Source organism: Burkholderia arboris, assembly GCF_038723655.1.
Taxonomy (GTDB): Bacteria; Pseudomonadota; Gammaproteobacteria; order Burkholderiales; family Burkholderiaceae; genus Burkholderia; species Burkholderia arboris.
In genome coordinates, this window is sequence record NZ_CP109823.1 from 374,029 (window position 1) to 395,292 (window position 21,264).

The window sequence follows — 21,264 nt, forward strand, 5'->3', positions numbered from 1 at the left end:
GTCAGGAATGATCGTGTTCGACTACGGGAACGGCTGCGTCGGCGACAAGCGCGAGCGCGGCCTCCATGTGCTCGCGCCACCGGCGCAGCAGTTGTTCGGCGGTGGTGCGCGTATGCACGGCGTCGCTGTAACGGCACTCGAACGCGAGTTCGCCGTCGCCCGCGACGCAAACGAGGTTCAGCAGGTGCGAACGTTCGTCGGTCGCCGCGCGGTCCGCGCCCACCGCCTCGGTGGCGGCGGAGAACCATGCGGACGGGCGCGCAGCGGCCGCCGACACGAAATCGACGCTGACCTGCGGCTGCACGCAGCGCCGCCACGCGTCGGGATCGACGCCGGCGGGCGGCGGTTCGTCCGCGCCGCCCAGCGCGGCCGGCGGCAGCGCGGCGAGCGTCGCCTCCCATTCGCGCAGCGCCGCGACGCTCGACACGCCGGCGTGATGCGGCAACAGCAGCGGCACGTCACAGACGAAGCAGCCGACCGCGCGCTCGACCGCCGGCCCGTCGTCGAGCCAGTCGCGGCCGTGCCGGCCGAGATCGGCGACCACCGCGCCCCCCGCCCAATCGGTCAGTGCGCGCGCGGCCGCCGCGATCGCGACGGTGGCGGCTTTCACGCGCAGGCGCTGCGGCACGACGGCCAGCAACCGTCGCGCGGCCTCGCCCGTCAGCCGGTCGCGCACGACCTGCTGGCTGGCCTCGGCGTTCTCGCCGCGTGCCGCGTGCCGATCCCGCGGCAGCGCGACGTTGCCCGCCATCGGCGCGAAGTACGCGGCGGTTGCGCCGGCCTGCCGCGCGGCGGCAATGCGGGCGTCCAGCGCGCGAAGATAGGCCGGGTACGCCAGCGTCGGGGCGGCCAGTGCCGGCGTCCGGCCGTTCGCATGCGCCGCATACGCGTTGGCGAGGTCGTCCAGCAGCACCGCCCAGCCATGGCTGTCCGCCACCAGCCCGTGCACGACGAGCAGCAGCCGGTCGCCGGCCGCACCGCACCGGTAGTGCGCGATCCGGATCAGCGGCCCGTGGGCCAGATCGAAGCCCTGCTGCAGCGTCGTGCTGTGCGCGGCGATGAAGCGCGCCGCATCGTCTGCCGAGCCGAGGTCGTGGCTGCTGAAGCAGCGCTGCGCGGCGTCTGCGTCCGCAGGCGCGACGCGGCCCGGCAGCGTGTCGTGGTCGAATACGCAGCGCAGCCCCGGGTGCGCGTCGAGCAGCGAACGGAACGCAGCCAGCAGCGCGTCGGCGTCGAGCGGCTGCGCGGCCTGAACGAGCAGCGAGCGGTTCCAGTGGTGTGCGTGCGGGCGCTGCAACACGCGCCGTTGATACGGCGTCAACGGGAACCCGGACACCTCGTCCGCCTCCGATCGCGCCGCCAGCGGCCGCAGGCAATCGGCCAGGTCCGCGAGGGTCGGACTGGCGAAGAAATCCTGCGGATCGACCGCCCAGCCCGCCCGGTTCAGTTGCGCGACGGCCCGCAGCACCAGGATGGAATCGCCGCCCAGCCCGAAGTAGTTGTCGTCCCGGCCGATCCGCTCCAGCCGCAGCACGTCGCGCAGCACCGTCAGCAGCGCGCGCAGCGGCGGCGTTTCGTCGCCGCCCGCGGCCTCGTCGGGCAGCACCGCCGTCGACACCCACTGGCGGTCGATCTTGTCGCCGGACGTCTTGGGCAGCGACGGCACGATGGCCAGCGCATGCGGCACCAGATGCGCCGGCGCGACGCGGCGCAGCGCGCGCAGCCGCTCGCGCGCCGCCTCGCGTGGCATGTCCGGCGCGCCCGACGCGCCGGGGCCGACGACGATGAACGCCTCCAGGCGCGGCGCCAGCGCGTCGTGCCCGCTCGACAGCCGCACCGCCGCCTCGCGCACGCCGTGCTGTTCGAGCAGCAGCGCCTCCACTTCGGCCAGGTCGACGCGCACCCCGCGCACCTTGATCTGGCGATCGCCGCGGCCGAGGTAGACCAGCGCGCCCGCCGCGTCGCGCCGCACGAGGTCGCCGGTGCGATACATGCGCGCGCCCGGCTGTCCGGAGAACGGATCCGGCAGGAACGCCGCGGCCGTCTGCCCGGGGCGGCCCGGGTAGCCGCTCGCGAGCGCGCTGCCGCCCAGGTAAAGCTCGCCGCGACACAGCGGCGGCACCGGTTGCAGGTGCGCGTCGAGCACATAGGCCGTGGTGCCCGGCAGCGGCGCGCCGATCGGCACGTCGCGTTCGTCCGGGCGCGCATCGGCCGGCACGTCGTGCACGACGGACGTGATCACGCTTTCCGTCAGCCCGTATGCGTTCATCAGCGCCACGCGGCCGTCCGTCACGGCGCGCCATGCCTGCACCGCAGCGAGCGGCACCGTCTCGCTGCCCGTCACGACCAGACGCAACTGCGCCGGCAGCGCGGCCTCGCCGAGCCGGATCGCCCGCACCCATTCGCGCCAGAACGACGCGGGCAGGTTGAGCACGGTCGCGCGTTGCGCGTCGAGCAGGCCGCTGAACGCACCGAGCGTCGGCCACGCCGCGCGGTCGAGCAGCAGCAGGCAGGCGCCGGTGGACAGCGCCGTGAAGATCTCCTCGATCGACACGTCGAACACGAGCGACGAGAACTGCACGACCCGGTCGTCGGCCGTCATGCGATACGCGGCGCACAGCGCCTGGATCTTGTGCGCGACCGCCCGATGACTGACGTCGACGCCCTTCGGCACGCCGGTCGAGCCGGACGTGAACAGCGTATAGGCGGCCTGTTGCGGATCGACACCAGCGGGCAGCGCGCCGGCGGGCGTGTCGCCAAGCGCGGCGAACGTGAGCGCCGCGCAGCCGGGCCACGCCGGCGGCGCCGCTGCGGCGTCGTGCACGAGCAGCACCGGCGCCGCCTGTGACAGGATCGCGTGCTGCCGCACAGCCGGCGCGGCGGGATCGAGCGGCAGGTAGGTCGCCCCGGCGCGCAGCACGCCGAGCAGCGCCACCAGTGCGTCGAGCCCCGTCGGCAAGCACAGCGCGACGCGGTCGCCGGCGCGAACGCCGTGCGTGTGCAGTGCGCCTGCGACCTGCTCCACCCGCGCCCGCAGCGCCCCGTAACTGAGCGTCTCGTGCGCCGTGGCAACCGCGGGCGCAGCGTTGCCGGCCGTCAGCGTGCCCGCCAGCAGCGACATGAGGTCGGACGCCGCCCACGCGGACGCGTCGGCCGTCCCGGACGCCGCTTGCCATGCCTGCCGCTGCGCAGCCGACAGCACGCCCGCGTCGCCCAGCGGCGCATCGTCCGGCAGCGTCAGCAGGAGATCCAGCGCCGCCTGGAACTGTTCGACCACCTCGTCCGCCTCGCCCCGCTCCAGTGCGCCGTCGCGCGTCAGCAGCACGCCGCCGTAGCCCGCGCCGTCGCGATGCAGGTTCATCGTCAGGTCGTATTCGGTTTCCGTTTCCGGCGTGTCCTCGAACGCGACCTCCAGCGCGCCGGTCTGCACGGTGCGAACCGGCGCCTCCTGCATCGAGAACACCACCTGGAACAGCGGCGTCAGCGACGTGTCGCGCGGGCCCGCGAAGCGCTCGACCAGCTTCTCGAACGGATAGTCCTGGTGCGCGTGCGCGGCCATCACGCAGTCGCGCACCTGCTCGATCCATGCCCGCGTGCTGCTGGCTGCCGGGAATGCCACGCGCAGCGCAAGCAGGTTCACGAAGAAGCCGACGAGTCCTTCGGTGCGGCTCGATGCACGGTTGGCGACCGGCGAGCCGACCACCAGGTCGCGCTGCCCGGTGCGCCGCGACAGCATCAGCAGGAACGCGGACAGGAACACGACGTATGGCGTCGTCCGCAAGCGCCGCGCCAGCGCGTCGACCTGCGCTGCGCGTCCGGCGTCCACCGCGACGCGGCCGCTGTGCGCGAGGCGCCCGGGCGTGCGTGCGCGGCGCCGGTCGCCGCCGAGGTCGAGCACCGGTGCGCCGTCCAGATGCGCCCAGAACGTCTCGTGCGCCGCGTAGTGCCCGGCGGCGAACCGCGCCGCCTGCTCCTCGCTGTAGTCCGCGTAATCCCACGCGGGCGGCGCGGCGTCCGGCGCGCGCCCCTGGCTCGCCGCGGCGTACAGCGACGCGAGATCCTGCGCGATCAGCCGGAACGACCAGCCATCGACGACGATGTGATGGAACGACATCAGCAGGCACGCGCGGCGCGGCCCGAGATCGAGCAGCCGCGCGCGAAACAGCGGCGGCCGAGCGAGATCGAACGGCTCCGCCCGCAGCGCGTCGCGATGCTGCGCGATGAACGCGCGCCGTGCGTCGTCCGTATCGCCTGCGTACGCATGGATCGACAGCGCGACCGCCGCGCCGGCATGCACGTGCTGCTCGCCACTGCCGTCCGGCCCCTCGTGAAACGACGTGCGCAGCACCGGATGGCGCGCAACCAGCCCGGCGAGCGCCGCGTGCAGCGCGGCGCGATCGACATCGCCGTGCAGGTGCAGACATTGCGGCAGATGAAAGACCGAACCGCCCATGCCGAGCCGTTCGAGCGTCCACAGCCGGCGCTGCTGGAACGACATCGGTGCGCGACGCGGCCCGGCGGCCGGCAGGCCGTGCTGCGTCGTTGCCACCGGCCCGGCGGGCTGCGCCGGTTCGGCCTGCACGCGAATCGCGCGGGCCAGCCCGTCGATCGTCGGCGCACTGAAGAACGCCTCGAGCGTCAGCTCCGCATTCAGCCGCTCGTGAATCCGCGTGAGAACGCGCCCGGCCAGCAGCGAATCGCCGCCCAGTTCGAAGAAATCGTCGGCCGGCGTGATCCGCTCATGGCCGAGGCACTCCGTCCAGATGCGCGTCAATGCGTGCCGCACGTCATCGGTTTCGACCGGTGCGGCGGGCGGCGTGTCGGCCACGGCCGATGCAGCCACCGACGCAACGGCCGGCGCCTCCGGCTGCACGCGCTCGATGGGGCCGCCTTGCTGGGCGGGCAGCCAGTGACGCGTCCGCTCGAACGGATAGCCCGGCAACGGCAGGCGCTTGCGGCGCTCGCCCGCGTACGCGTCGCGGCGTGTCAGGCGCGCGCCCTTCGCCCACAGCCGGCCGTAGCCGGTGAGCAGGGTCGCCATCGTGCGCGGCGTGCGCTCCGTGAAGCTTGCCAGCACTGCGTCGGCCGGCGCGCAGCGATGCCCGCGCACCAGCGCCGCCAGCACGTCGCGCGGGCCGATCTCGACCCACAGCGCGTCGCCCAGCGCCGCCAGCGTCCGCACGCCCGCCGAGAAGCGCACGGTGCCGAGCACGTGCGCGGCCCAGTACGCCGGATCGGTGGCGCGCTGCGCGTCCAGCAGCGTGCCGTCGAGGTTGGAGATCAACGGGATGCGCGGCGCGCGCAGCGTCATCGTCGCGGCATGCGCCTGCACGCGCACGGCCGCGTCCGCCATCATCGGCGAATGGAACGCATGCGACGACGCGAGCCGCGCATGCGCGATACCCGTGTTGCGCAGGTGCGCCGCGAACACGTCGACCGCATCCACCGGGCCGGACACCACGCACTGCAGCGGCCCGTTGACCGCCGCGACGGCGAGCGCCGGCGGCAGTTGCGCGGCCAGCTCGTCTTCCGCGATCGATACGGACAGCATCGCGCCGGCCGGCTGCGCCTGCATCGCCGCGGCACGCGCCGCCACGAGGCCGACCGCCTCGTCGAGCGAGAACACGCCCGCGCAGCACGCGGCGACCAGTTCGCCGACGCTGTGGCCGATCAGGTAGTCCGGCGTCACGCCCAGCGCAGCCCATGCCTGATACAGCGCGTACTCGTACGCGAACAGCAGCGGCTGGACCAGCGCCGTATCGGTGGTGCTCGCGTCGCCCAGCAGATAGGGTTCGAGCGCCAGCCCGGCCGCGCCCGCGAACCGCCCGCACACCTCGTCGAGCGCGGCGCGGAACACCGGGTTCTCGCGATGCAGGTCGCGCGCCATGCCGGCGGCCTGCACGCCCTGCCCGGTGAACAGGAAAATCACCGGGCGCGCGTGCGGCGCGTCGTCGGTGGCCGGCGACACACCCGCCGCCAGCGCATCGAGCGCCGTGTCGCGCGACTCGGCGACCACGAACGCCCGGCACGCGTGGTCCTGCCGGGCGGCCTGCAGCGTATGCGCAACGTCGGCCAGCGCCCATTCCGGGTGGCGGCGCAGCGCGGCGGCGAGGCCGTCCGCCGCGCGCCGCAGCCCGTCCGGCGTGGCGGCCGACAACCGCAGGCAATGCGCGGCAGCGGCCGACGGCGCGTCCGCCTCGGGCGGCGCGGCTTCCAGGATCACGTGCGCATTGGTGCCGCCGATGCCGAACGAACTGACGGCCGCGCGGCGCGGCGCAGCGCCGCCGTCCGGCCAGTCGGCCGCTTGCGCCGTGATGCGGAAGGCCGCGTCGTCGAGTTCGAGCAGCGGGTTGGGCGTGTCGAAGTGCAGCGTGCCCGGCACCTTGCCGCGTTCGAGCGCGAGCGCCGCCTTGATCACGCCCGCGAGCCCCGCCGCGCTGTCCAGGTGCCCGACGCTCGTCTTGACCGCGCCGAGCATGCGCGGCGCACGCACGGGGTGCTGTCCGTAGGTCGCCTTCAGCGCAGCCATTTCGATCGGATCGCCGAGCAGCGTGCCGGTGCCGTGCGTCTCGACATAGCCGACCGACGCGGCGTCCACGCCGGCGTCCGCCAGTGCGGCGCGGATCACCCGTGCCTGGCCCGCAGGGCTCGGCGCGGCGTAGCCGGCCTTGTCGTGGCCGTCGTTGTTGATCGCGGAGCCCTTGAGGACCGCATACACGTGATCGCCGTCGCGGCGTGCGAGATCGAGCCGCTTCAGCACCACCGCACCCGCGCCGCTGCCCTCGACGGTGCCGCTCGCGGCCGCGTCGAACGCGCGGCAATAGCCGTCCGCGGAAAAGATCCCGCCGGTGCGGTGCAGGTAGCCCGGCACACCGTCGACGCCGATCGACGCCGCACCCGCGAGCGCGAGTTCGCAATCGCCCTGCGCGACCGCGCGTGCGGCCATGTGCAACGCGACCAGCGACGTCGAGCACGCGGTGTTCAGCGTGACCGCGGGGCCGGTGAGGTTCAGCCGGTACGCAATCTGCGTCGCGGGCTGGTTGAGCACGTTGATCTGGTACAGCCCGAGCGCCTCGACCGCGTCGCGGTTGCCGAGCACGTGGTTCGCGAGGTACTGGCTCGCGCCCACGCCGACGTAGACGCCCACGTCGCGCGCGGGCCCGGGCCCGGCGTAACCGGCGTCCTCGAGCGCGCGATAGCTTTCCTCCATCAGCTTGCGCTGCTGCGGATCCATGATCTCTGCCTCGCGCGGCGTGTAGCCGAAGAACGCGGCATCGAAACAGTCAGGATCGCGTATCAACCCGCGCGCGGCGACGAAGCGCGGATTGCCGAGCAGGTCGTCCGGCACGCCGAGCGCGCGCAGCCGCGCGTCGTCGAGCCGGGTGATGCCGTCCTCGCCCGCGAGCAGCATGTGCCAGAACTGCTCGACGTCGTCCGCGCCCGAAACGGCCGCGCTCATCCCGATGATCGCGACGTCGCGGCTGTCGACCGGCGACGCGCTTGCGGCCGCAGCCGCGCCGCCGGCGCCGGTTGACGGCTCGCCAGGCGCGGACAGCCAGCCGGCCAGCGTGCGAATGGTCGTGTAGCGGAACAGGTGATCGATGTCCACGTCGCGGCCGAACTCGCGACGAAGCCGCGCCTGGCACTGGATCAGCGCGAGCGAGTGGCCGCCCGCGTCGAAGAAGTTGGTGTCCGGATCGATCTCGGCGAGACCGAGCACGTCGCGCCAGATCGCCGCGACCGCGGCCTCGGCATCGCCAGGCGTGCGGCGTGCGGCGCTGGCGGGGCCGGCCTGGCCGGGCGTGCTGGCCGCGTCGAGCGGCCAGTCGGCCAGCCTGAGGCGATCGATCTTGCCGCTGCCGGTCATCGGCATCGCGTCGAGCATGACGATCCGGTCGGGCACCATGTACGGCGGCAGCGCCTGTTGCGCATGCGCCTTCAGCGCGCCATCCGGCAGCGCGCCTGCCGCCTGCACGAACGCGCAGAGCACGGCGCCCGCGCTGCCCGAACGCGCCAGCACCGCGACTTTGGCGACGCCCGGATGGCGGCCCAGCACCGACTCGACTTCACCCGTCTCGATGCGGAAGCCGCGCACCTTGACCTGCTGGTCGTCGCGGCCCACGAATTCGATGTCACCGTGCCGGTCGAAGCGGGCCAGGTCGCCGGTGCGATACAGCACGCGATCCGCGTCGCCCGTCGCATACGGGTTCGGCACGAAGCGCTCCGCGCTCAGCTCGGGCCGGTTCAGGTAGCCCGACGCCAGCGCCCGCCCGGCGAGGTACAGCTCGCCGGTCACGCCGATCGGCAGCCGCGCGAGATCGGGCGCGAGGATATGCGTGCCGACGTCGCCCACCGCGCGGCCGATCAACACGGGGCCGCTCGCGCAACGCCACACGGTTGCGTAGATGCTGGCCTCGGTCGGGCCGTATGCGTTGAACAGCGGCGTGTGCGGCAGCACGCGCGCCGCCAGCTCGACGGTCGCGGGCAGCAGCGGCTCGCCGGCAGCGAACACGGCGCGCAGCGGGCTCGCCGCGCCGGCGTCGAGCGACTGCAGAAACAGGTGCAGCATCGACGGCACGAAATTGACTACCGTCACGCGATGCCGTTCGATCGCGCGCTGCAGGTAGCGCGGATCGTACTGGCCGTCCGGCCGCGCGATCACGATCGCGGCGCCCTTCATCAACGGCCATAGCATTTCGGTAAGCGAAACATCGAACGATTGCGCGGTCTTCCACAGCACGCGATCGCCCGCCGCCAGCGGATAGGTGTGTGCGAGCGCGTCGAACAGCGCGAGGATGCCTTCCTGGCGGCACAGCACACCCTTCGGCGTGCCGGTCGAGCCGGACGTATAGAGAATGTAGGCCGGGTCACCGGGGCTCACGCGCGGCGCGGCGGCCGACGCGGCCTGCCCCGCTTCCGCCAGCGCCGCCTGCTCGACGAATTGCACGCCGCACGCGCGCAGGCAGGCGGGCGCGGCGGCATCGCCGACGATCGCCACCGGGCGCGCGTCATCCACCATGAAGCGATGGCGCGCTTCCGGCAACGCGGGATCGAGCGGCAGATACACGGCGCCGATCCGGAACAGCGCGAGCACGGTCTGCAGCGTCGCCGCCGTGCGGCCCGCGCACACCGCCACGACGTCGCCCTGCCGCACGCCCAGCGCGGTGAGCGCCGCCGCGCGCCGGTCGCACTGGTCGAGCAGCGCCGCATAGGTCGTGTCGCCCGCGTCGTCGATCAGCGCGACGGCGTCCGGCGCGGCGGCCGCGCACGCGGCGAGCCGCTCGCCGACGCTCGCGCCAACCGGCAGCCCCGGCTTCGGCGCCGCCCAGTCGTCGAGCCGCGCGAGCGTGGCAGGCCGCAGCCACGCCGCCGCGGGCGCGCCGGCAAGCCGCCGCAACGCTTCGTGCTGCGCGTGCGCGATGTCTTCCGCGTCGGCACGCCGCAGGCTGTCGGCCCGGTAGCCGACGATGCAGCGCAGCCGCTGGTCGCTCGCGGAGACGGAGAAATCGACCTGCACCGGAAAGCTGTTGACCGCATGACCGTCGCGGCCCGCGAGCATCCGCACGTCCGCGTCGTCCAGCTCGCGCAGCACGTGGAAGCTCGTGAAATTGAACAGCACCTCGCCCAGCTCGATCCCGCCGTTGTCCTGCCGGATCTGCTGCGACGGATAAAAGCGGTGCCGGAAAATGCCCGACTCGATCTCGAACACCTGCCGCGCCTGAGCGGCGGGCGACGCTGCGTCGTCGAGCGTCGCGCGCACCGGCACCGAATTCAGGAACAGCCCGACCGCGCGCTCCGCATGCTCGGTCTCGGGCCGCACGTGCGTCACCATCGACGTGAGCACGTCGCGCCGCCCGCTCAGCGCCTGCAGCGCGCGCAGGTGGGCGGCGAGCAGCACGCTCTTGAGCGGGACGTTCGCGTCGCGCGCGAGCGCGCGCAGCGCCGCCTCCAGTTCGACGGAGACCTCGACCTCCAGATAATCCACGCGCTCGTCCGCTGCGTCGCCGATCAACGGCGCGCGACGCAGCGACAGCGCCTGCGCGCCGTCGAGCTGGCCGCGCCAGAAATCGCGCTGGGCCGGATCGGCGAGCGCCGCCTGTTCGAGTTCGATGAAATCCCGGTAACCGGCCTGCACCGGCACGTCGTCCGGCCGGGTCTGCGCGCCCGCCAGGCCCGCCGTGTAGAGCCGGATGAATTCGGTGGTCAGCGCGGCCTCGCTCCAGCCGTCGAGCATCGCGTGATGGAAGCTCCACACCAGCTTGAAGCGCTGCGCCGCCAGCTTGAACACGAAGCAGCGAAACAGCGGCGCGGCGGCGATGTCGAACGCGGCGAACCGCTCGCCGTCCATGAACGCGGCGATCCGGGCGGCCTGCGCCGTCGCGTCGAGCGCAGTCAGATCGGTGACCGCCAGCGGAATGCGCGCCGTGTCGAACACGAGCTGCAGCGGCACGCTGAACCCCTCCGTCCGCAGCGCGGTACGCAACGCCGGATGACGCGCCGACAGCCGGTCCAGCGCGCGCACGAGGCAGGCTTCGTCGTACGCATAGGCGACCTCGTAGCCGATCACGTCGTGGTACAGGCTCGAACGCTCGTGCCGCAGGCTGTGATAGAGCATCCCCAGTTGCAGGCGGCTGAGCGGATACGCGTCGACGACGCCCGCCGGCAGCCGTACGCGGTCCGCTTCGCTCGTCAGCGGCGCGCGGGGTACGACGGCCTCGGCCGACGCACCTGCACCTGCACCTGCCCCCTCGCCGCGCTGCCGCTCGATGTGCTCGCCCAGCGTACGCACGCTCTGGTGGACGAACAGGTCCTGGATCTCGAATTCGAGCCCGTGGCGCTGCGCCTGCGCCTTCAGCCGGATCGCCAGCAGCGAATCGCCGCCGAGATCGAAGAAACCGTCGTCGAGGCCGAACCCGCTGCGACCGAGCACGTCTTCCCACAACGCGCGCAGCACGCGCTGCGTGTCGGTCAGCGTCTCGGGCGCCGTTTCGGCGGCCGCCTGCGCCTGCGCGGGGGCAAGTTGAGCGAGCGCAGCCCGGTCCACCTTGCCGTTCGCCGTCAGCGGAATGTGCGGCACCGCGTGGAAGCGCGCCGGCACCAGATGATCCGGCAGCGACGCCCGCAGCTGCGCGCGCAGGCCGGCTTCGTCCGGCGCATCCACGCCCGCGCCCGGGCTTGCGGTCCAGTACGCGACGAGCTGCTTGTCGCCCTGCGGCGTCGCGTCGACCGTCACGACGGCGGCCTGCACGCCGCGGCATGCAGCCAGCGCCGCCTCGATTTCCGCGGGCTCGATCCGGTAGCCGCGCAGCTTCACCTGCCGGTCGCGCCGGCCGAGGTAATGCAACGCGCCGTCATGCGCCCAGTAGCCGACGTCGCCGCTGCGGTACATGCGGGCGCCCGGCTCGCCGCCGTAAGGATCGGGCACGAACGCGGCGGCGGTCAGGTCCGGCCGGTTTGCGTAGCCGTGCGCGACGCCGAGCCCCGCGATGTAGATGTCGCCCGCCGCGCCGGCCGGCAGCGGATTCAGGTCGTCGTCGAGCACGTACACCGACGTGCCCTGGATCGGCATGCCGATCGGTACCGTGCGCCCCGCCGCCGGCTCGCCGCGCACCGGGTACGCGGTCGCGAACGTCGTGGTCTCGGTCGGCCCGTAGCCGTTGACGACCTGCCCGCGTTCCAGCAGCGCGCGGGCGCGCGCCACATGCGGCAGCGACAGCACGTCGCCGCCGCAGACGAGATAGCGCAGCCGCCGCAGCGCGTCCGGCGCGTGATCGACCATCGCCGCGAACAGGCCGCTCGTCAGCCACAGAATCGTCACGCGTGCGTCGACCAGCAACGGCCCGAGCTGGTCCAGCGACGCATCCCGCCCGACCGGCACGACGAGCGACGCGCCGTTCAGCAGCGCGGTCCAGATCTCGAAGGTCGACGCGTCGAACGCGGTCGGCGCGAACTGCAGGAACACGTCGTCCGGCGTCACGTCGAGATAGGTCGGCCGGTACGCGAGCCGCAGGATCGCCTGTTGCGGCACGATGACGCCCTTCGGACGATCGGTGGTCCCCGACGTGTACATCAGGTACGCCGGCATCTGCGCCGGCAGCCCGCTCGCGACGAACGCGCCGTCGCGCGCGGCGATCTCGTCGTCGTGGTCCTCGAGGACGATCAGGTTCAGATAGCCGTCGCGCAGCGCGTCGGTGCGCGCCACCACGTCCTCGCGCGTGACGATCACGCTCGCCTGGCTGTCGTCGAGCAGGAAGCGCAGCCGGTCGGCCGGATAGCGGCTGTCGAGCGGCACATACGCGCAGCCCGCGTTGAGCACCGCCAGCATCGCGACAATCAGTTCCGCGCCCGGCTCGAGACACAGGCCGACGGTCGAGCCCGGCGACACGCCGAGATCGCGCAAGTGATCCGCCAGCCGGTTCGCGCGGGTGTTCAGCGCGTGGTAATCGAGCGTCGCGTCGCCGTGGCGGATCGCCGGGCGGCCCGGATGCTGCCGCGCGAGCGCGTCGATCACCGAGCCGATCGAGTCGGGCAGCGGCTGCCCGAGCGGCCGGCTCTGCCAGCCGCGCAGCGCGTCGAGCGTGGGCGCGTCGCCGCGCGCGAGCGTGCCGAACGGCGCGTCCGGCTGCGCGGTCAACACGTCGAGGTACTGCACATAGGTGCGCGACAATCGCTCGATATCGGCGGCTTCGAACAGATCGGTGCGGAACACCGTGCAGCAGCGCACGCCATCGGACGTCAGCTCGGCGAACAGCGTCAGGTCGAACTGCGCGTAGCGGTACAGGTCGTCGCGCACCGTCATCGCCGGCATCCCGGCCGGTGCCGCCGGCCCGGCGGCGCCGGGCACCGCACCTTTCGTGTCCTGCAGCACGAAGTTGACCTGGAACAGCGGGCTGCGCGCGGAATCGCGCGCGACGCCGACCTGCTCGACCACCTGGTCGAACGACACCGCCTGATGCCGCAGCGCGTCGGCGACGGTGTCGCGCTCGCGCTCGACCAGCGCGGCGAACGTGGCACTGCCTTGCCGCGCAGTGCGCAACGCGAGCAGGTTCGCGAAGAAGCCGACGATGCGCTCGCTGCCCGGATGCACGCGGTTCGACGCGGTCGTGCCGATGCAGAAGTCGTCCTGGCCAGCGTAGTCGCCGAGCAGGCACCGCCACGCGGCCAGCATCACCGTGAACAGCGTGCCGCCCTGCCGCCGCGCCAGCGCTTCGGCCCGCGCGCGCACGGCGGCGGGAATCGTGAAGAACGCCAGTTCACCGTCGTGCGCGCGCCGCGACGGGCGCGGCAGCGCGAACGGCAATTCGAGCGTCGTCGCGCCCGTCAGCCGCTCCTGCCAGTACGCAAGACTCGGCGCGCTGTCCGCGGCGCTGCGCGCCTGCTGCCACAGCGCATAGTCCGCATAGTGCGGCCCGTCGTCGGCCCGCGGCTCAGGCTCGCGGCCCGCCAGCCGCGCCGCGTAGGCCGACCACCAGTCGGCCAGCATCAGCTCCAGCGACCACCCGTCGACGATCAGGTGATGGGCGGTCAGCACGAGAATCTGCCGGTCGTCGTCGAGACGATGCAGCGACGCGCGCAGCAGCGGCCCGTGCGCAAGGTCGAACGGCTGCGCGATTTCGGCCGTGATCGCGCGGGCGATCTCCGCGTCGGTCACGCCCGCCGCGTGACGGTGTACCGGCAGCGATGGCTCGTGCTCGGCATGCACACGCTGGTACAGGCTGCCGTCGCGCTCGTCGAACGTCGTGCGCAGCGCTTCGTGCCGCGCGACCACGTCGCGCAGCGCCGCCTGCAGCGCTGCCTCATCGAGCGTGCCCGCGATCTCCAGCACGTGCGGCACGTGGAAATGACCGGCGCCACCGCTGATCGCCATCTGCACCCACATCCGCAACTGTTCCGCCGACGCGGGCAGGTCCGCCGGCCGAGCCTGGCGGGTAATCGCGTCGCGGTTGCCCGCGCCACGCTGCCTGCCGAACGCTTCGAGCAATTGGCGACGCTTGTTTTCGGTGGAATCGTTATGCGACATCAAACCAGCTCTCCCGACGATGAAAACACTGTGAGTAGTTCGTCCATGTCGTCCGGCGCGAGGCGCTCGAGCAGCGCTTCCAGGCGGTCCTCCTGCTGGGCCTTCTGGCCGAGCGCCACCAGCACCTGCGCGCTGAACCGGTCAAGCTGCGGCGCGCCGAACAACAGCGGCGGCGACAACAGCAGCCCGTAGCGGCCATTGAGGCGCCCGATCAGCTGGATCGCCTGCACGGAGCTGCCGCCGAGCATGAAGAAATGGTCGTCCGGCCCGATGTCGGCGACGTCCAGCACGGCCGACCACTCGGCGGCGACCTCGGCCTGGAACGGCGTCTTCGCGCGCACCTCGGCACCGCGCGCGCGCGTCTCGAGCGCCGCGTCGGCGAGCTGGGCCAGGCGCTTGCGGTCGATCTTGCCGGCCGGCAGCAGCGCGATGCGCTCCACCACGTCGATGCGGGCCGGACGCATCGCGTCGGGCAGCCGCGCGGCCAGTTCCGCGTGCAGCGCGTCCGCCGGCCAGCTGTCCCACCCCGCGGCCGGCTCGACGAACGCGTGCAGCAGCCGCACCCGCCCCTGCACCCGCACCGGCACCACCGCGCACTGCGCGATGCCCGGCAGCGCCAGCAGGCATGCCTCGATCTCGCGCAGCTCGATCCGGTTGCCGTTGAGCTTGACCTGCTCGTCGCGCCGGCCGAGGTAATGCAGCTCGCCGTGCTCGCCGAACATCGCGATATCGCCGGTGCGGTACATGCGCGCCCCCGGACGGCCTGCGTATGGATCGGGCACGAAGCTCGCCGCGGTGAGGTCCGGGCGGCCGACGTACCCTTGCGCGAGCCCCGCCCCGCCGATGTACAGTTCGCCCGCGCTGCCGGGCGGGCACGGCTCGAGGCCCGCGTCCAGCACGTACAGCGACACGTTGTCGATCGGCCGGCCGATCGGCACGCCGGCGCGCGCATGGGCCTCGCCCGGCTCGCAATGCCACACGGTCACGTCGATCGCGGCCTCGGTCGGCCCGTACAGGTTGGCGAGCCGCACGCCCGGCAACAGCCGGTGGAAGCGCTCGGCCTGCTCGGCGAGCAGCGCCTCGCCGCTGCAGACGACCAGCGCGAGATCCGGGAAGCGCTGCCCGGGCGCCGCGTCCAGAAATGCGTTCAGCATCGACGGCACGAAGTGCGCGACCGCGATGCGCGCGTCGCGCAGCAGCACGGCGAGCCCGGCCGGGTCCTTGTGCAGCTCGGGCGGCGCGATCACCAGCGCATGCCCGCTCTGCAAGGTCCACAGGAATTCCCAGACCGACACGTCGAAGAAGTACGGCGTTTTCTGCAGCACGCGCACCGGCGCGGCATCGGCGAGCAGCGAGCCGTGCCAGTCGAGCCGGTTGACCAGCGCGCGATGGGTGTTGGCGACGCCCTTCGGCGTGCCGGTGGAGCCCGACGTGTAGATCACGTACGCGATCCCGTCCGGGTGAATGCGTTGCTGCGGCAGCGGTTCGGCGGCCAGCCAGATCGCGCGCTCGTCCAGCGCATGCCGCGCGACCGGCCCGGCGGGCAGGCGTGCCAGCAGGTGCCGCTGCGTGAGCAGCAGCGCGAGCCCTGCATCGTCGACGATGCGCCGCAGCCGGTCCGGCGGCGCGGCGGGATCGAGCGGCACGTAGGCCGCGCCCGCCCGCATCACCGCGAGGATCGCCAGCACCATCTCCGTCGAGCGCTCGCAGCACAGCCCGACGAGGGCCCCCGGCGTCACGCCGCGCGCCGCGAGAAAGCCCGCGAGCCGCGCCGACAGCGCATCCAGTTCGCGATAGGTCAGTTGCTCCGCACCGAACCGGACGGCCGGTGCATCCGGCGTCGCGGCGCACTGCGCGGCGAAGCGGGCCGGCCAGTCCGTCGCGTCGATCGTGCGCGCGGGCCCGTGCCAGTATTGTGCGAGCCGCGCGCGCTGCTCGGGCGCCAGCAGGTCGACCGCGAGCGCGGGCTGTGCATCGTCGTCCAGGTACGCGCGCAACAGCCGGCCGAAGCGCGCGGCGAACTCCCCGATCCGCGCCGGCGGCAGGCAGCCGGTGTCGTATTCGAGGTTCACATGCAGGCCGTCGGGCGTCAGCTGATACGCGAAGTTCAGGTCGAACGGCCGCTCGGCGGCGACCACCGGCAGCAATTCCGCGTGCACGCCGTGGAATGCGAGCGGGGCATCCTGCACGAAGAACGCTTCCGTCACGCCGACGTTGAAGACGGGCGTATCGGCCAGCGAACGCGTGCGCCGCAGCGCCGTCACGAGATCGGTCAGCGACAACTGCTGATGGTGCTTGCTTTCCGCACGCCGGGCGGTGGTGCGCGCGACGATGTCGCGGAACGTGTCGCCCTGCCGCAGCGAAAAGCCCATCGGCAGGTTGTTCACGAAGCATCCGCTCGCATCGCGAAACTCCGGCGAGCGCATGTTGACGGGATAGGTCACGACCAGCTCGCGCACGTCCTGCCAGCGGGCCAGCGCGATCGCGAACAGGCTCGACAGCACGAGAAACGGCGTCGAGCGGCTCGCGCGGGCCCGTGCGCGCAGCCGGCGCGTGGTGTCCGCGTCGAAGCGCATCCGGTGGATGCGCCCCTCGCGCGGCTCCGCCGATGCCGCTGCGTCGAACTCGACCCCGAGCGGCGCATGCGCGAGCGCGCCGAGCCAATAAGCCAGATCTTCGTCGTAGCGCGGCGACGCGCGGTACGCGGCTTCGAACGCAAGCTGCTCGCCGAGATCCCGCAACGTGCAGGCGGGCGCCGGGCCCGCGCCGAGCGCGTGGTTGTACAGCGCCGTCAGCCGCTGGTTGATGTACACCGCGGAAAACGCATCGGAGATGATGTGCGGAAAGCTGAGCACGAGCCGGTGCGCGTCGGCATCCTCGCGCAGCAGCGCGAAGCGGAACAGCGGCGCGTCGTCGAGCGCGAACACGTGCGCCGCGCGCGCGGCGATCCACGCGTCGGCCTCGGCGGCGTCCAGCTCCGGCGCCACCCGCGCGTCGCGGTAGTCGAGTGCGACCGTCACCCGGTCATGCACTTCTCGCACCACGCGGGCGTCGTCCATCCGGAACGTGCTGCGGCAGCCTTCGTCATGCTCGTGGACGAACGCGTCCAGTGCGCGCCGCAGCGCGTCGCGATCCAGCGGACCCGACAGGCGGTAGACGAGCGCGGTCGTGTAGGCCGACGAGTGCGGATTGAGCTGCCACTCGAGCCAGAAGCGGTACTGATAGGCTGAAAGCGAAGTGGTACGCATGGTGGCCCCTGTCTGGATGCATGAAGGACGTGAAGGACGGCGCGGCGAGTCGATCCCCGCGCGCCGCGCGTCAACGGACCGCGTGGTCCGCGACGTCCGGTTCCGTGAAATGTTCGGCGATGCAGTGGCGCAGCCGCGGCCCGAATACGGCCGCGATGTCGTCGGCCGAATACGGTGCGATGGCATCGTCGATGCCGAGCGCGCGGTCCACTTCCTGCTGGAGCCGCGTGAAGATCCGCTGCGCGGCGCGCTCGTCGTGCAGGTACGTATTGAGCGCGACCGCCGTCGCCCGCGCCGCCGCCGCGTCGAGCCCGTGCGCCGCAAACGCGTCGGCCGACCATTCGTCCGCGTCGCGCGGCGCATCGCGCATGGCGTCGATCTCGGCCAGCAGCGCCGGCCCGTCGGCGCCGAGCGTGGCCATGCACATCCGGTCCGCCGCGGCGACGAGCTGGTTCAGCCCGGCCGTCATCTGGCGCAGCACCGTCCCCGCCGGCCATTGCCGCGCACGCGCGATCTCGGCCTCGTCGCCCTGCAGCAGCATCGCCAGATCCTCGCTGGCGATCTCGTGCGCGAGCGGGCTCGTGTGTTCGGTGGACCAGTCCTCGAAGCGCGCAAGCGCCTCGCGGAACGCGTGCGTGTGCGCGTGGCCGGGCGCCGCGTCGAGCGCGACGATCAGCCCGCGCAGCTGCTGCGCCGCCCGCACCGCGAACAGGTATTTTTCGGCTTCGAGCTTCAGGAACGCCGCCGCGTAGCGATAGAAGCCGGGCTCGGCCGCGCTCGCTTCGGCGCCCGCCAGCGAAGCCGGCTCGATCATCGCGCGGTAGGCTTGCTCGACCATCGTCTGCGGCCCGGCGCACACCGAGTTGCGGCCGACGAGCAGGCCCGCCGCCTCGGCAACCAGGTAATACGCGTCGCTGGCGAGGCACGGCGCGGCCGGATCGCCGCCCGAAGCCATCCGCTTGATCAGCGAGATATGCACGATCCGGTGCATGCCGAGCGAGATCCGGTAGATGATCGACGGCACGACGGGAATGCTGTCCGGGTCGGCCGGCTGCTCGCGCCGGCGGATCAGGTACGCGGGCAGCAGCTGGCACAGCTTGCTGATGAACCACAGGTCGAGCATCGACACCGCGCCGTCGTGGCCGCGCAGGCGGCAATACCCGTCGCGCAGCGTCGAGATGGTCGGCAGCACCAGGTGCCAGTGGTTCCCGAACTGCCGCAGCGACGAGATGTTCATCGGTAGCGCGTGATGAAACCGGCTGCCCTCGTACTCGCAGCGCGCGGCCTCGATCTCGATGCCCTCGCGCGATTCGGCCGGCGCGATCTCCTCGCCGAGCGGGCGAAAGAAGCTGTCGCGATAGGCGACCATCGAGCCCAGCATCGAGCGCCAGTAGAACTCCGGTTTGTCGAGCGCGCGCGGCCCGTGATAGCCGGTCGCGTACAGCGCATCGATGACGGTGTAATCAAACTCGTTCTGCATCATGGCTTCCTGAAGAGACACGGCCGCCGGCACGGCGGCCCGATAGAACGAACGGTGCGGGGACGGCGCGTCAGCGCGGCATCGACATCGGCTTGCCGGCCGTGTCGGCCGCGCGGCGCCACCGGCGCGCGAGCCCCTGCCACAGGCTCGCGAGCTCGACCCGGCAGAAGGTCCGCACGGCGCGCGGCGACCACCACCAGTAGTTCACGTTGATCGAATCGCTCAGCGACTCCACGTAGTGCCACCAGCCGGGCGGCAGGTACAAGACCTCGCCCGCCTCCAGCACGAAGTCGTGGCGCGGCGCCGACTGCACGCGCGGAAACAGCACCGGGTCCGGATCGCTCATGTCCACCGGGCTGAAGATCACCGGCAGATCGCGGCGCTGCCGGTAATACACGTTGGCGGACTGCCCGGGCGCGAACAGCACCCAGCGCTTGCGGCCGTACACCTGCACGTTCAGGTTCTCGTGCCGGTCGAAGTGCATCGGCGACGAAATCCCTTCGGGGCCGAGCCAGAAGCCCGGCCGCAACACCAGCTTGCGCCGCAGCCAGTTCGGCATCCAGCCGGGAAAGCCGTGCTGCTCGTGCAGCGGCGCGATGTCGTCCTTCAGCTCTGGCGCCGTCGAATAGATCGCCGCGTAGGTGATGTACGTGGTGCGGGCGCTGCCCTGCGCCTGCATCGCGCGGATCGTCGCGCCGAGGCGCGCGGTTTCGTAGCGGCGCGCACCCAGGTAGAGGTCCGGCCGGGTCGGCGTCGGCGACAGCTGCGACGTCTCCACCGTGATCTCGTGCTCGCCGTAACGCTCGACGAAGAAATCCGGCGTCCAGCGCGTGCGCGCGGGCCAGGCTTCGATGAATCCTTCCAGCACGGCCGGATGCTTCAGTCCGGCCAGAACGTCGCGCATGCTCCGGCTGCCGTCGTAGCGAATCCGCGGCATCGGCACAATCTTGCTGCCAGTCATCGTGGGGCTCCTGTCGACAGGAATAAAATCAGGACACCTGCCAATTGCCGTTGTGGCGAAGCACATCGCCGGGCAGCCAGCGGATCACGCGGGTGGCGGCGCCGAGCGTGCCGAGGCGTGCGTCGATCTGGTCGAGCGTGTCGGCTTCCGCGGGCTCGCCGTTGATCCAGCCGATGTCGCCGATCTCGGTCGCGATGCCGCAGAACCCGTTCGCATACGGCGCGAACGCGCGGGCGCCGGCGCGCGCGCAGAGCTCGCCGATACCGGACGGGCCGAGCGTGATGGACGGGCCGTCGCCCGCTTCCGCGATGCGCGGCAGGCGTTGCAGTTCGGTCATCGGCAACACCATCCAGAACGTGAACAGGCCCTGCCAGAACGGCGCCTTGCGCAACTCGCGGCAGCAGCTCAGAACCAGGTCGGGCCGGCCGCGCTGCGCGACGGACCGGTCGATCACGTCCATCACCGATCCCTGCGCGTCCTCGCCGCTGTCGACGAGCAGGATCACCGAGAACTGCGGCGTCGTGACCCGGTAGCAATTGCCCCAGTTGCGAACGTCGTGCGGCGGCACGGCCGCACCGATGGTCGGCTGCTCGCCGTAGAACGGCAGGATGTCGATCTCGATGTCGCCGATCCGCACCGTCTCGCCCCAGCCGGGCGCGAGCACCGTCTGCCCGACGTCGCGCAGCGACTGCTGCATGTCGTCCTGCGCCAGCAGCGATGCAACCGGGATGTGCGGCACGATGACCGGCACCGATCCGTCGCCGCCATGCCGCAGGATGGTCGGAATGTGCCAGTGGTCGAGATGCCCGTGCGTGACGAGCATGCCGTCGATCCGCTGGCCCAGGTTGGACGGCGCGCGATCGAGATCGGGCAGGCCGACGTTGCCGCCGATCGCGAGGCTGATCGGGTCGGTCAGCAGGCGGGTGGTTTCGGATGCGATCAGCAGCGACGCATGTTCGAGCCGCTGGATGCCGGGGCCGTCGAATGCCGGCCACGCCAGCGCCGCGCCGCCCTTCGGCCGTTCGCAGCCGAGCAGGCGAGGGTCCGCATACAGCTCGGACAGCGGCTGCCAGTGGTTGCGCTGCAGCGCGTCGCGCAGCGCGTTCGCGAGCTGCGGCACGTCGCCGGCGGCAGTGTCGAGCACGATCGGCTCGCCGTCCTGCGGCGCGAGCGCGAGCGTCCAGCGGTCGCGGTGCTGATGCAGATCGTAGAGCAGCGCGCGGCTCGCGATGCAGCCGCCGGCCGCCACCGAATCCGGATCGAACAACTCGTCCAGAAACGGATAGCGCGCAATCGCGTCGCGCAACAGCGCGGCGCAGGCGGCCGGTTCGAATTTCGCTTCCATGAATTGCTGCATGAGCGCGTCCTGCCGCTCGATCAGCAAGCCCAGGTCATGCGCGCGCGAAGCCAGAATGCCTGTATTGAGGAAGACCCCCAGGCGATCATCGACAGACATGGTATGTTTTACCCTCGGATTCTCTCGGCGAAACGCAACGTGCTCCCGCGCGCGCCGTTACCGGGCCGCGAAATGCCGCATCGTTCCTTTATCTTTGAT

Annotated in this window: 5 protein-coding genes; all 5 read right to left on the reverse strand. The window is 72.1% G+C overall.

Going from position 1 to position 21,264, the window contains the following annotated elements:
• Position 1 precedes the first annotated feature (1 nt).
• The 5 genes from OHZ10_RS34340 to OHZ10_RS34360 all read right to left on the reverse strand — a co-directional run bounded on the left by OHZ10_RS34340 (position 2) and on the right by OHZ10_RS34360 (position 21,165).
• Positions 2 to 14,020, reverse strand: coding sequence for a non-ribosomal peptide synthetase/type I polyketide synthase (locus tag OHZ10_RS34340; protein ID WP_342706406.1), 14,019 nt, complete (start codon positions 14,018 to 14,020; stop codon positions 2 to 4).
• Positions 14,020 to 17,268 carry a non-ribosomal peptide synthetase gene (locus OHZ10_RS34345; protein WP_059241810.1) on the reverse strand — a complete coding sequence of 1,083 codons (3,249 nt, stop codon included), beginning with the start codon at positions 17,266 to 17,268 and terminating at the stop codon, positions 14,020 to 14,022. The genes OHZ10_RS34340 and OHZ10_RS34345 overlap by 1 nt, the downstream gene beginning before the upstream one ends.
• A 70-nt stretch (positions 17,269 to 17,338) precedes the next feature.
• A complete protein-coding gene (locus OHZ10_RS34350; RefSeq protein ID WP_342706407.1) occupies positions 17,339 to 18,748 on the reverse strand; it encodes a hypothetical protein in 1,410 nt (469 codons plus the stop codon).
• Positions 18,749 to 18,818: 70 nt separating this feature from the next.
• The gene (locus OHZ10_RS34355; protein ID WP_342706408.1) at positions 18,819 to 19,709 is read right to left on the reverse strand and encodes a cupin-like domain-containing protein; all 891 of its coding nucleotides are present in this window, start codon (positions 19,707 to 19,709) and stop codon (positions 18,819 to 18,821) included.
• A gap of 28 nt (positions 19,710 to 19,737) precedes the next feature.
• Positions 19,738 to 21,165 carry an MBL fold metallo-hydrolase gene (locus OHZ10_RS34360; RefSeq protein ID WP_059241814.1) on the reverse strand — a complete coding sequence of 476 codons (1,428 nt, stop codon included), beginning with the start codon at positions 21,163 to 21,165 and terminating at the stop codon, positions 19,738 to 19,740.
• Positions 21,166 to 21,264 lie beyond the last annotated feature (99 nt).

What these genes read in the sequence shown, in the direction of transcription:
- OHZ10_RS34345 (WP_059241810.1), bottom strand. Translation starts at nt 17,268, where the DNA reads ATGCGTACCACTTCGCTTTCAGCCTATCAGTACCGCTTCTGGCTCGAG.
- OHZ10_RS34340 (WP_342706406.1), bottom strand. Translation starts at nt 14,020, where the DNA reads ATGTCGCATAACGATTCCACCGAAAACAAGCGTCGCCAATTGCTCGAA.
- OHZ10_RS34355 (WP_342706408.1), bottom strand. Translation starts at nt 19,709, where the DNA reads ATGACTGGCAGCAAGATTGTGCCGATGCCGCGGATTCGCTACGACGGC.
- OHZ10_RS34350 (WP_342706407.1), bottom strand. Translation starts at nt 18,748, where the DNA reads ATGCAGAACGAGTTTGATTACACCGTCATCGATGCGCTGTACGCGACC.
- OHZ10_RS34360 (WP_059241814.1), bottom strand. Translation starts at nt 21,165, where the DNA reads ATGTCTGTCGATGATCGCCTGGGGGTCTTCCTCAATACAGGCATTCTG.